Annotated in this window: 13 protein-coding genes; 2 read left to right on the top strand and 11 right to left on the bottom strand. The window is 69.2% G+C overall.

The genetic code is table 11. From position 1 onward, the window contains the following. The first annotated feature begins 134 nt into the window (after window positions 1-134). Window positions 135-395, top strand: a complete 261-nt coding sequence (gene rpsT, locus ASG64_RS18985) for a 30S ribosomal protein S20 (protein ID WP_042572800.1) — start codon at window positions 135-137, stop codon at window positions 393-395. A 113-nt stretch (window positions 396-508) separates the two neighbouring features. Here rpsT and holA read toward each other — a convergent pair whose 3' ends face one another. From holA to ASG64_RS18935, 10 genes are all read right to left on the bottom strand, one after another. Further along, on the bottom strand, window positions 509-1,495 hold the full coding sequence (gene holA / locus ASG64_RS18980) for a DNA polymerase III subunit delta (protein WP_042572799.1): 987 nt from the start codon (window positions 1,493-1,495) through the stop codon (window positions 509-511). Further along, on the bottom strand, window positions 1,492-3,051 hold the full coding sequence (locus tag ASG64_RS22100; RefSeq protein ID WP_056075563.1) for a ComEC/Rec2 family competence protein: 1,560 nt from the start codon (window positions 3,049-3,051) through the stop codon (window positions 1,492-1,494). The genes holA and ASG64_RS22100 overlap by 4 nt, the downstream gene beginning before the upstream one ends. Continuing rightward, window positions 3,048-3,737 (bottom strand): ComEA family DNA-binding protein, encoded by a 690-nt coding sequence (locus ASG64_RS18970; RefSeq protein WP_042572797.1) that lies wholly within the window; start codon window positions 3,735-3,737, stop codon window positions 3,048-3,050. The genes ASG64_RS22100 and ASG64_RS18970 overlap by 4 nt, the downstream gene beginning before the upstream one ends. 90 nt (window positions 3,738-3,827) lie before the next feature. Beyond that, window positions 3,828-4,544, bottom strand: a complete 717-nt coding sequence (gene octT / locus ASG64_RS18965) for a diglucosylglycerate octanoyltransferase (protein WP_056075560.1) — start codon at window positions 4,542-4,544, stop codon at window positions 3,828-3,830. Then, the gene (locus ASG64_RS18960) at window positions 4,544-5,194 is read right to left on the bottom strand and encodes a histidine phosphatase family protein (RefSeq protein WP_056075558.1); all 651 of its coding nucleotides are present in this window, start codon (window positions 5,192-5,194) and stop codon (window positions 4,544-4,546) included. Before ASG64_RS18960 ends, octT begins: the two co-directional genes overlap by 1 nt. Further along, the gene (gene rsfS, locus ASG64_RS18955) at window positions 5,191-5,697 is read right to left on the bottom strand and encodes a ribosome silencing factor (RefSeq protein ID WP_082042810.1); all 507 of its coding nucleotides are present in this window, start codon (window positions 5,695-5,697) and stop codon (window positions 5,191-5,193) included. Before rsfS ends, ASG64_RS18960 begins: the two co-directional genes overlap by 4 nt. A gap of 44 nt (window positions 5,698-5,741) precedes the next feature. Beyond that, window positions 5,742-6,458 carry a nicotinate-nucleotide adenylyltransferase gene (gene nadD, locus ASG64_RS18950; RefSeq protein ID WP_268793346.1) on the bottom strand — a complete coding sequence of 239 codons (717 nt, stop codon included), beginning with the start codon at window positions 6,456-6,458 and terminating at the stop codon, window positions 5,742-5,744. 49 nt (window positions 6,459-6,507) lie between these two features. Continuing rightward, on the bottom strand, window positions 6,508-7,962 hold the full coding sequence (locus ASG64_RS18945; protein ID WP_056075556.1) for a vWA domain-containing protein: 1,455 nt from the start codon (window positions 7,960-7,962) through the stop codon (window positions 6,508-6,510). Between the two features lie 5 nt (window positions 7,963-7,967). Beyond that, the gene (locus ASG64_RS18940) at window positions 7,968-8,849 is read right to left on the bottom strand and encodes an AAA family ATPase (protein ID WP_056075553.1); all 882 of its coding nucleotides are present in this window, start codon (window positions 8,847-8,849) and stop codon (window positions 7,968-7,970) included. A 34-nt stretch (window positions 8,850-8,883) separates the two neighbouring features. After that, window positions 8,884-10,152, bottom strand: a complete 1,269-nt coding sequence (locus ASG64_RS18935) for a glutamate-5-semialdehyde dehydrogenase (RefSeq protein ID WP_056075550.1) — start codon at window positions 10,150-10,152, stop codon at window positions 8,884-8,886. A gap of 113 nt (window positions 10,153-10,265) precedes the next feature. Between ASG64_RS18935 and ASG64_RS18930 the strand changes: the two genes are divergently transcribed. Further along, complete coding sequence (locus tag ASG64_RS18930; protein WP_042572790.1) at window positions 10,266-11,369, top strand: NADH:flavin oxidoreductase/NADH oxidase; 1,104 nt, start codon at window positions 10,266-10,268, stop codon at window positions 11,367-11,369. A 27-nt stretch (window positions 11,370-11,396) separates the two neighbouring features. On the opposite strand, the gene ASG64_RS18925 is transcribed toward ASG64_RS18930, so the two are convergent. Beyond that, window positions 11,397-12,077 (bottom strand): TetR/AcrR family transcriptional regulator, encoded by a 681-nt coding sequence (locus ASG64_RS18925; protein ID WP_162245398.1) that lies wholly within the window; start codon window positions 12,075-12,077, stop codon window positions 11,397-11,399. Between the last annotated feature and the right edge of the window lie 39 nt (window positions 12,078-12,116).

The raw sequence follows: 12,116 nt of genomic DNA, 5'->3' as shown, positions 1-12,116 counted from the left end.
GTCTCGTACGTCGGGCGTGGGGACGGTTGTCTGTTCCCGCCGCTACAAGCTTTCACAAGCACTGCACGTACGGCTCGAGAGTGTTCCCCGGAGTCAGCCGTCCCGGACCGAGAAGAGACGAAGGATAACTACGCGTGGCCAACATCAAGTCCCAGGTCAAGAGAATCGGCACCAACGAGCGTCAGCGTCTGCGTAACCAGTCGGTGAAGTCGTCGCTGCGGACGGTCATCCGTTCGTTCCGCGAGGCCACCGAGGCCGGCGACAAGACGAAGGCCGAAGAGATCCTGCTGACCGCGAGCCGCAAGCTCGACAAGGCTGCCAGCAAGGGTGTCATCCACAAGAACCAGGCTGCCAACAAGAAGTCGGCACTCTCGCTCGCCTTCAACAAGCTCTGATCGTTCGACAGGTACGTCCGCCGAGCAGACTCATCTCGAGAGTCCCGGTGCAGTAGCTTGATCGGATTCCGCCCCGGGTGTTCACTCCCCCGGGGCGGTTTCGTGTCTGCGGGTCAGCTTCCGGAGCTCAAGCCGGCGACCACGTTCACGGCCCGTTCGACCGCGTAGTCGGCGTCGGCCGCCTGACCTTTGACGTCCGCATTCAAGGCCGCGACGATTCGCAGTGCCTCACCGATCCGCTGCGGATCCCACAGACGCGCCTGCGCCTGCGCCTTCTTGACCTTCCAGGGCGGCATTCCCAACTCCGACGCCATCCGGAACGGGTCTCCCCGCCCCGCGGAACCGACGCGCGCCACCGTGTGGACCGCATCCGCCAGTGCGTCCGCCAGCAGGACGTGAGGGGTGCCGCCGAGCATCGCCCAGCGCAGCGCCTCCAGCGCACCGGCCCGGTCCCCCGACACCGCCTTGTCCGCGATGTCGAACCCGGTGACCTCGGCTCGGCCGGAGTAGTAGCGACGCACGGCGGCCACATCGACCTTGCCCGCCGTGTCGGACACCAGTTGCGAGCACGCCGCGGCGAGTTCCCGCAGATCCGAGCCGATTGCATCCACGAGTGCGGCGATGGCATCGGGCGCCACACGGGTCTCGTGATGCGACCGGAACTCGGCGCGGACGAAGTCGACGCGGTCACTGGCCTTGGACAACTTGGCGCACTCGTGCACGACGGCGCCGGCCTTCTGCAGCACACCCACCATGGACTTGGCGCGACCTCCACCCGAATGCAGGACGACGAGAACGACTCCGTCGATCGGCGAGGCGGCCGCATCCTGCACCAGCGCCACCGCGTCCTTGCCCGCCTCCGCGGCCGAGTCGAAGATGACCACGCGGTCCTCCGCGAAGAGGGACGGGCTGAGCAGCTCGGCGAGTTCGGCGACAGTGGTGTCGCCGGCGCGGAGCCTGTCCACCGGGACGTCTGCCCCGTCGCCGACCGTCGCCTTCTTCATGTCGGAGACGATGGACGACACCGCGCGTTCGACGAGAAGTTCCTCGTCGCCCAGGACGAGGTGCAGGGGTGCGGGACGATCGGATGCGGAACTCACCGGTCGATGGTGCCATGTCTGCCCGACAGGGAACGGTCGCCCGACGTGAGCCTCCTGCCCGACGCGATTCTCCGGATCAGCACAGCCGCCGCGAGCCCGGCCGCTATGGCGACGCCGACCACGACTGCCCCGGCAGGCCCCGTCGGCGTCGACACGGAGGAACCGGGCACGGAGGCGGTCCACGCCGCGATGTTCACCAGCCATCGCAACGGCAGCCACGCCACACCGGCGACGACCGCACCCGCATCGACGTTCACGACGGCGACGACCGCGGCGAGCGCCCCCACCACCGTGACCGGTCCGACCACCGGTGCCGCCACGACGTTGGCGATCACCGAATACAGCGAGAACGTCCCCACCATGGCCGCGACCAGCGGAGCCGTCACGACATGGGCGGCGAGAGCAACGGCAACCGCATCGAGGACCGGACGCCGACGCGGCTCGTCGTCGGGTCCCGTGCCCGCGAGGAACTGTGTGATGACCGGTGCCACGACGACCAGGGCCGCCGTTGCCGTCACCGACAGCGCGAACCCCCACGACACCGCCAGCGCGGGGTCCACGGCCAGCAGGAGGAGAACCGCGGTACACAGCGCGGGCATGACGTGACGGCGCCGACCCGTCATCACCGCGAGCAGTCCCAGCACACCCATGACCGCCGCGCGCAGCACGCTCGGCGAGGGCCGGGCCACGACGACGAAGGCGACGAGAACGATGCCGGCGACCACCGCGGTCGTGCGGGGACCGACCGTGAGCAGCCGAGCGAGGAGAACGACCGACCCGACGAGGAACGTGAAGTTCGCGCCGGACACGGCCGTCAAATGTGACATTCCGGCTGCGGCGAACGAATCCTCAACGGCAGGAACGAGACCGGAGCGATCCCCGACTACCATGCCGGGCAGGAGACCCGCCTCCTCCGCGGGCAGCGCTGTCTCCGACGCGTCGGCGAGGGCGGCGCGGATGCGTCCCGACCACCTCAGCGCGGCGGAGGGTTGCCCTGCATCGGGAGGACCCGTGGCGCGGGCGACAGCGTCGACGGCACCCACCCGGTCGGGTACGGCCAGGATCGCGCGGAACGTCACTGCCGCACCGGGTTCGAGGTCGATCCACCCGTCGGGGGCACCGAAGACGGTGATGCGGGCCGACCCGTCCACGACCTGTCCGCGCAGTGTGACGCGATGGGCGCGCACCGGGACGACGACCTGATCGGCGAACGATCCCGTGATGCGCCGGGGATCGTCGGTGACGACTCCGACCACGGTCGCGGACGATCCCCGCTCGGCGCCCTGGCGCACCGGACCGGTGGTGACCGAATGGAGCCGTAGAGACGCCGCCACGGCGAAGCCGGCGGTCACTCCCAGGGCCGTCAGGAGGACGAGGGCAACCGCTGGGGCCCGGCCACGGCGCCGGAGTGTCGCTGCGACACCGGCTCCCACGACACACACCATCGCGAGCACGAGCGCCGACACCCAGCCGAAGGCCACCGCCACGATGCAGGCAGCCCACGCCCCGATCGCGGCGGGAACGAGCCGCAGGTCGGTCGCGGGACGTTCCGTCACGGCGTCACCAGATCCTTCAGGCGGCTCAGACGCGTGGGCCCGATTCCCGGCACCTCGGACAGCTGATCCACCGAACTGAACTGCCCGTTCTCGGTGCGCCACTCCACGATTGCGCTCGCCGTCACCGGTCCGACTCCCGGCAACGCGTCCAGTTCGGCCTCGGTTGCCTCGTTGAGGGAGACGGTGCCACCGACGGGCTCGGCGGCGTCGCCGTCCGCACTCGGTGGTCTCGCGGGACTCGCCGTGGGCACCGAGCCGGTCGTGGATCCGACGACGATCTGGTCCCCGTCCGACACCTTCTGGGCCCAATTCAGTCCGAACAAGTCCGCGTCGTCGCGCCGGCCTCCGGCTGCCGCGACAGCATCGGCGATGCGGGCCTCGGCCGGCACGGTGACCAAGCCCGGCCGCACGACGGCTCCGAGCACGCTGACCACGAGCAGGGACGGTGGTTCGACCGGTGACGCCACTGCCGCGGGCACCGCGTCGAGTGCGGGAAGTGGGGGAACCGGAGACACCTGCGGCGAGTCCCGCCAGACCAGAGCGGCGGTCGCCGCCACCACGACGGCGACCGCGACGGCCAGGGCACGCGCACCGCGCGAGCCGGGGTTCACCCGCAGGCGTGGGCGCGCTCGTTCGGGAGGGTCGAGTGCCGTATCGGGGACGTCGGCGTCGGTCTCGAGGGACATGAGCGCGACGCTAGGCCACGCCTGCGACTCCTCGGCCCCTCCGCGGCACACCCTGTGGATGACCGGGGTGCCTGTGGACAGGCGGCCGGATCAGGCCCGGACGGACGCCCGCACCGCGGCGAGGACGGCCTCGGCGACGCGCTCGTGAGCGTCCCAACCCCAGTGGATTCCATCGGGATTGGCGTTGCCGGACACGATGTTCTCCTCGACTGCGTCCTTCAGATCCACCAGCTCGAGACCGTGTTCGGCAGCCCAGGCCGTCGTCGCACGGACCGCTGGTTCCCGACCGGCGTGTACGCGACCGTACGCATCGCACCGGTGGACGGAGGGAAGCGTCGCGACCACCGGGATCTCGGGGCGGACGGCGGCAACGGCGGCGCGGATCTGCTCGAGGTAGTCGACGCTCAGGTGCGGAGGCAGAGCCACCGGTCGACCGAGGTGCGAGAGACGAGGCTGCAGCCAGCCGTACGCGGCGCGGACTCCCCGTCGCAGGATCGGCGGCCGGACGTAGCGGATCTGCTCCCGCAGCGCGGTGGGCAACGGTGACGGGAGCGAGTCCATACCGCCCGTCGCGAGGACGAGGGCAGCGGCATTCGGGATCGCCGCCCACACCCGCGGATCCTGCGTCAACGCCCACCACGCGTCGCGACACGTCCATCCGATGCGTCCGACGAGCTCGACGTCCCAGCCCAGTTCACGCCCGACGATGGTCGGCCAGATCTTCGGGTGATCGGCCGCGAGGCCGCCCTCGGGACCGTAGTAGGCGAGCGAGTCGGCGATGACGAGCAGAACCGGACGATCGACCATCAGAGCACGTCACCGGCCACGGCGGCAGTGGCGTTCCACACGTCCAGACGCCACGACGGCGCGCTCCCATGTGCCGCGACCTGCACCCAGCTGGCGTTGCCCAGACCGCCGAGCACCGGCCAGCGGTCGACGGGAAGGTCCAGCAGGGCCGCCGTCAGCGCAGCGATAGTTCCCCCGTGCGCGACCACGACGACCGGCGACGTGGTCCACGCAGGATCGTCCAGCAACTCGTCGATCAGCGGCATCGACCGCTTCGCGACGTCGACACGCGACTCACCGCCCGGGGGACGGAATTCCGCGTCGGCACGCCAGGTCTCGCGGATTCCGGGCGAGACGTCGTCGACATCGAGATGAGTAAGTCCCTGCCAGTCGCCGAGATGCGTCTCCCGCAACCGATCATCCAGCTCGACGGGTACGCCCGTCGCCGTGGAGAGAGCCGACGCGGTGTCGTGCGCTCGCCGGAGGTCGGAGGACACGATGCGGTAGGGCTCGCGGGTCGCCAGTTCGCGCGCGGCCACGTCCGCCTGCGCACGGCCGATGTCGGTCAGCTCGGTGTCCAGGTGCCCCTGCATGCGCGAGGCGGCGTTGTACTCGGTCTGGCCGTGCCTCAGCAGAACCAGTCGGCGGACGGCAGGTGACGCTGCCGTCACTCGTCTACGCGAGTGTCGTCGGCCAGATCCTCGTCCGCCAGTACGTCGTCCCCCAGGTCTTCGTCTGCAAGGTCGTCGTCCTCGGCGATGTAGTCGTCGGTGCCGTGATCGTCCGTGCCGTACGTGGTGGTGCTGTCGACGGCGCCCAGACCCTCGATCTCGAGGACCGGGCAGTCCTTCCACAGACGCTCGAGGGCGTAGAAGTGCCGCTCGTCGTTGTGCAGCACGTGAACGACGACGTCGGCGTAGTCGAGCAGAGCCCACCGGCCTTCCCGTGTTCCCTCACGGCGGACCGGCTGGTGACCGGCGTCGCGCAGCTTCTCCTCGATGTTCTCGACGATGGCGTTGACCTGACGCTCGTTGGGTGCCGACGCGATGACGAAGCAGTCGGTGATGACGAGCTGGTCGGAGACGTCGAGTGCCATGACGTCGGCGGCGAGCTTCTCGTCCGCAGCGAGTGCGGCGATGCTGGCGACCTGGATGGCCTCGGGTGTTGCGCTCACGTGGTGTTCTCCTGATTTCGGATACTTCGGGTATTTCGGGTGTGTCAAGCAGGTCGGTCGTCGGTCACGTGCGTCGGTGCGGGCTCCGAGACGGTGGCGACACCGTCGTCACGCTGCTCGCCTGCCCGCCGGTACAGATCACGCTTCGAGATGTACTGGACGACGCCGTCGGGAACGAGGTACCAGACGGGCCGGTTCTCGGCCGCTCGACGTCGGCACTCCGTCGAGGAGATCGCGAGGGCCGGGATCTCCACCAAGGTCAGGACGTCCTTCGGCAGGCGCTGAAGGTACTCGGCCAGGTGGTCCGCACCCAACTCGTACCCCGGCCGGGACACTCCGACGAACCGTGCCAGTTCGAAGAGTTCCTGCCAGTTCTGCCAGCCGAGAATGCTGCCCAGCGCATCCGCGCCGGTGATGAAGAACAGCTGGTCTCCGGGGTGCTGGCGCGAGAGATCCTGCAGCGTGTCGACGGTATAGGTCGGTTTGGCTCGGTCGAGGTCGACCCGGCTGACGGAGAAGCGCGGATTGGACGCCGTCGCCACCACCGTCATCAGGTAGCGGTCCTCGGCGGGGCTGACCGAACGATCCTCCTTCTGCCACGGTTGACCCGTGGGGACGAAGATCACCTCGTCGAGATCGAACCTGTCCGCGACCTCACTGGCGGCCACGAGGTGCCCGTGATGAATGGGATCGAATGTGCCGCCCATGACACCGAGGCGTCGTGGGCGTCTGCCCACGGGCTGCGTCGTCGGTTCCTGCACGAGGGTCGACTCTACGTGGGGGCGGCCGTCCCCGGTGCGCTGCACGCCGTCAGGAGCCGGCGGGGAGCAATGTGCTCACGACATCGGCCAGTTGCGACGCCGATCGGCACTCGTGCATCTGCACGACCCGCCGGTACACGTCGGCAGCGGAGTCGCCGGAGCCCCACTGCGCCGTCGGTTCCGGATTGAGCCAGTGCGCGTGCTTGGCGACGGTGACCATCTGTGCCAGCGCCTCGATCTTCGGGTCCCGATAGTTGGTCCGGGCATCGCCCAGGATCAGCAGCGACGACCGCGGCGTGAGCGACGTGAGGTGGTGGGCGACGAACGTCTCGAAGGAGTGGCCGTAGTCGGAGTGTCCGTCGTAGGTGATCAGCTCGGATTCGGCCACCATCCGCGACATGGACTCGGCGAACGACGTCCGCGCGAGGGTGGTGTCGAAGAAGCGGGTCACCTCGTCGGCGGCGTCGATGAAGGCGAAGACGCGGACGCGGGAGAACTGCTCGCGCAGGGTGTGCACGAGTAGCAGGGTGAACTGGCTGAATCCGGCCACCGACCCGGACACGTCGCACAGGATCACCAGTTCCGGCCGGGCCGCGCGGGGCTTGCGGTTGACCAGATCGATCGGCACACCGCCCGTGGACAGCGATTTCCGCAGCGTCCGCCGCAGGTCGATGGACCCGGCACGCGAGCGTCGTCGGCGCGCGGCCAGCCTGCTCGCCAATAGTCGGGCGAGGGGGGCGACGTTCTTGCGGAGCGCCGCCAGTTCCGTCTCGGTGGCGCGGAGGAAGTCGACGTCCTCGGCCAACCGCGGCACTCCGTACGACGCGACCCGTTCCTTGCCCAGCACCTCGGCGGTGCGCCGACGTGTCTCCTTCTCGATCATCGACCGGAACTCGGCGATGCGGACCGCCGCGGTCCGGCGCGCCAACTCGGACTCGAAGTCGCCCGACGTCGGGTTGCCGGGATCGGTGGACCGGCCACGCAGACCCTCGAGGATCTTCGACATCAGCGTGCTCGGCTCGACGGCTCGCAACGTCTGGTACTCCGAGAAGGACTCGCCCTTGCTCGAGCTGTACTTGCCGTAGGTGTCGACGATGTCGCCGACGAGGCTCTGCACCTGCGCCATGGCCTCGGCGGATCCCTCCGCCAGGAGTTCGGCGAGGACGTGCTTGAGCGCGTCGAGATCGACGGTGCCGTCCTCCGCCAGTGGCGGCCGCACGGCCGAGTCGTCGTCCTGCGTCCGTGAACCCACCGCCACCGGGAACCATAGGTCGAACAGCGCATCGAACGCGGGACGGTGGCCCGGCCGACGAACGAGCGAGCACGCCAGTCCTTCTCGGACGACCTCGCGATCGAGCAGGTCGAGGACGGCCAGCACGGATCCTGCGTCGACGGTTTCCGACGGCCCCACATCGATGCCGCGCCGCCGCAGTGCCTCGACGAACCCGACGAGGTGCGCGGACAGACCTGTGACGTCCGAACCGGGAGCGCTGGGCTGGGCCATGCGTGTCAGCCGAGTCGCAGTTCGGCGATCGCGCGCTCCTGGTCCGACCGATGCTTGAGGATGACGCCGAGGGTGGATCGCACCGCCGCGTCGTTCACGTCGTCGATGCCGAGCGCGAGAAGCGTTCTGCCCCAGTCGATCGTCTCGGCCACCGACGGCAGCTTCTGCAGTTGCATGTCGCGCAGCACCTGGACGGTGCGGACCATCTGCTCCGCCATCGCGGCGGGCAACTGGGGAACACGGCTGGCGAGGATGCGACGCTCGAGGTCCGCGTCGGGGAAGTCGAGGTGCAGGAACAGGCAGCGACGCTTGAGTGCCTCGGAGAGCTCACGGGTCGCGTTCGACGTCAGCACCGTGAACGGACGGCGTGTCGCGGTGATGGTTCCGAGTTCCGGAACCGTGATGGCGAAATCGCTCAGCACCTCGAGGAGAAGTCCCTCGATCTCGATGTCGGCCTTGTCGGTCTCGTCGATGAGCAGCACGGTCGGATCGCTGCGGCGGATCGCCGTCAGCAGGGGGCGCGAGAGCAGGAACTCCTCGGAGAAGACATCGTGCCGGGTCTCGTCCCACCCTGCGCCGGAACTGGATTGGATGCGCAGGATCTGCTTGGCGTGGTTCCACTCGTACAGCGCGCGAGCCTCGTCGACACCCTCGTAGCACTGCAGGCGGATCAGTTCCGCGCCCGCGGCCTGGGACACGGCACGCGCCAACTCCGTCTTGCCGACGCCGGCGGGGCCCTCCACGAGGAGCGGCTTGCCCAGGCGGTCCGCGAGGAACACCGCGGTGGCAGTGGCCTTGTCGGCCAGGTAGCCGGTGGCGGCGAGTCGCGTCGACACGTCGTCGACGTCGGAGAAGAACGGGACCGTGTCGTGGGCAGTCTGGGTCACGCGGGTGGCCTTTCGTACGGAGTGGAAGTGGGAGTCAGGCCGGACGGATGTGGCCGTCGCCCTGCACGATCCACTTGGTCGAGGTGAGTTCGCGGAGACCCATCGGGCCGCGTGCGTGCAGTTTCTGGGTCGAGATGCCGATTTCGGCGCCGAAGCCGAACTGCTCACCGTCGGTGAAGGCGGTGGACGCGTTGACCATGACGGCGGCGGCGTCGACACGCATCGTGAACGCCCGCGCCGCAGCGAGATCGGACGCGACGATGGCCTCGGTGTGCCCGGTTCCCCAGGTGTCGATGTGCTCGATCGCCGCGTCCACACCGTCGACGACCGCGAGAGCGATGTCGTCGGACAGGTACTCCGTTCCCCAGTCCTCGTCCGTCGCGGGAATGAGACCGGGCAGGTCACCGTGGATGCGAACGCCGTTGTCGGACAGCGCCTGTACCAGTCGGGGAACGGCCACGTCGGCGATGGCGGCGTCGATCAGCACGGTCTCGGCCGCGTTGCACACGCTGACGCGTCGGGTCTTGGCGTTGAGCACGATGCGCTCGGCCATGTCCAGGTCGGCGGAGGAATGTACGTACACGTGGCAGTTGCCGACGCCGGTCTCGATGGTGGGGACCGTCGCGTCCCGCACGACCGCCGAGATCAGGCCCGCGCCGCCGCGGGGGATGACGACGTCGACGAGGCCGCGGGCACGGATCAGGTGGGTCACCGTGGCTCGGTCCTCGCTGGAGAGCAGCTGCACGGCATCCGCGGGCAGCCCGATGGCGCTCAGGGCGCTGCGCAGGACACCGACGAGCGCCTCGTTGGACCGCGCGGCGGAGGACGACCCACGCAGCAGCACGGCGTTCCCGGACTTCAGCGTCAATCCGAACGCATCGACGGTGACGTTGGGCCGCGCCTCGTAGATCATGCCGACGACGCCCAGCGGTACGGCGACCTGACGGATCTCCAGGCCGTTCGGCAGGGTCCGGCCGTCGCGCATCTCCCCCACGGGGTCGGGAAGCGACGCCACCTGCCGGAGTCCCGCGGCGATGCCGTCGATCCGGTCGGGCGTCAGGCGCAGGCGGTCCAGCTGCGACGGCGGAGTTCCCGACGCGTCGGCGGACTCGAGGTCCACGGTGTTCGCGGCGAGGATCGCGTCCGACGAGGCGAGCAGCGCGTCGGCCGCGGCATGCAGCGCATCGTTCTTCTGCGCCGTCGTGAGCAGGGCGAGAGCACGCGACGCCACCCGCGCGCGGCGAGCGGCAGCGTGAACCCCCGCCTCCAGGTCGACGCCGGTGCTGGTCGTGGTAACAGTCACACAGCCAGGATAGGTCAGGGGCCGGTCGGGAATGTTCGGGGCGTTCGGTGGTTCTTCCGAGGGAGAGCAGGGGTATCTCGTGCGCCTGCAACCGGACATGGAAGGACGCCGTCGTGAGTGTGTTGTTCGAACCGTTGACTCTTCGTGGAGTGACTGTGCCGAATCGGGTGTGGATGTCGCCGATGTGTCAGTACTCGGCCGATGCCGAGGGTCCGAACACCGGAGCCGTCAACGACTGGCATCGCACGCACCTCGAGTCCCGCGCCGTCGGCGGTGTCGGGATGGTCATGACCGAGGCGGCTGCTGTCAGCCCCGAGGGACGCATCACCCCGTGGGATCTCGGCATCTGGAACGACACGCAGGCGGATGCGCTGGCCGAGGTGGTGGCCTCGATCACCCGATACGGCAGCGTTCCGGCCATCCAGCTCGCGCACGCGGGCCGCAAGGCATCGACCGAGGCACCGTGGCGCGGCGGGAAGCCGCTGGCTGCGGACCACGCGTTGGCGTGGGAGACGGTCGGCCCCAGCGCCGTCGAGTTCGGGCACTACCCGGCTCCGCGCGAGATGACGATCGCGGACATCGACCGCGTCGTCGACGACTTCCGGTCCGCAGCGATCCGCGCCGACCGGGCAGGTTTCGAGGTGGCCGAGGTGCATGCAGCGCACGGCTACCTGGCGCACCAGTTCCTCTCCGCCGCCAGTAATCTGCGCACCGACGAGTACGGCGGCAGCTTCGACAACCGCATCCGCTTCCTGCTGCGTCTGGTCGACGCGGTCCGCGAGGTCTGGCCCGCCGAGAAGGCCGTGTTCGTACGGGTGTCGGCAACCGACTGGACCGGCGAGGAGCGCGGCGTCGATTCGGAGGCCTGGACCCCCGACCAGACCGTCATGCTCGCGGACCGCCTGACCGATCACGGAGTCGACCTGGTCGACGTGTCCACCGGTGGCAACGTCGCCAAGGCGTCGATTCCGGTCGAACCCGGCTACCAGGTCCCGTTCGCGCGGCGCATCCAGAACGAGACGACCATGCCGGCAGCGGCGGTGGGCTTGATCACCGAGCCCAAGCAGGCCGAGGACATCGTCAGCACCGGCGAGGCCGTGGCCGTGTTCCTGGCTCGCGAGCTCCTGCGTGACCCGTACTGGGCACGGCGCGCGGCGCGCGAACTGGGCGCCGAGATCGCCCCCGGCACTCCCCCGCAGTACGAACGGGCGTTCTGAGCCCTCGTCATCCCCCCGCGAGTACGGTCATATCGTCGTGATCCGAGCCTCGTCAGCGACGGTATCGACGTACTCGCGGGAGTAGGACCAGATGACGGCGCCGACCAACTCGACGGCCAGGCGGGCCGGACGAGGGTTGTCGGGCTCGATCATCGCTTGCGACATGGCGCCCTCGAACGCCGCCACGACACCGCGACCCAACGTGTCGTCGTCCACCGCGACCTCTCGGCCGAAAAGAGCGAGTCCGCGAACGATCATGGGCCGCAGGGCTTCTCGTAACGCTGCGCGGTGTTCGGTCACCAGCACCGCCAGTTCCGGATTGCGCGCGGCATGGGCGCCGAACTCCGCCATCAGGACGTGCCACGACACGTCGACGACCAGGCCGCCCAGCGCCTCGACGACGAGGTCGAGGAACTCGCGGCTGTCCGTCCGATCGCGGCGGATGTCGCCGTAGTCGACGGCCTCGATGGCGGCCCGGACCCGCTGCGACACCACCGCCGCCTGACGCGTCCAGAGCGCCAGGAACACCTCGTCCATGGACGAGAAATTCGAGTAGAACGCCCCCCGCGTGTACCCCGCGCGCTCGCAGATCTGCTCGGGCGTGGACCGGCCGAAACCCCGCTCGAGGAACACGTCCTTCGCTCCGTCGAGCACGCGCTCACGAGTTTCCGCCCTGTTCCGCGATCGCCCGGATGTTCCTGCGGTCACGTTGCCTCCGTCGTTCGTGTGGTGCATGATCGTCCTCGA

Source organism: Rhodococcus sp. Leaf247 (genome assembly GCF_001426185.1).
Taxonomy (GTDB): Bacteria; Actinomycetota; Actinomycetes; order Mycobacteriales; family Mycobacteriaceae; genus Rhodococcoides.
Note: the sequence above shows the minus strand (reverse complement) of the source record. Positions and strands in the feature narration are given on the sequence as shown.

Coding starts and splice junctions, on each gene's coding strand:
- ASG64_RS18970 (WP_042572797.1), bottom strand. CDS start 3,737: ATGTCCCTCGAGACCGACGCCGACGTCCCCGATACGGCACTCGACCCT.
- octT (WP_056075560.1), bottom strand. CDS start 4,544: ATGGTCGATCGTCCGGTTCTGCTCGTCATCGCCGACTCGCTCGCCTAC.
- ASG64_RS18945 (WP_056075556.1), bottom strand. CDS start 7,962: ATGGCCCAGCCCAGCGCTCCCGGTTCGGACGTCACAGGTCTGTCCGCG.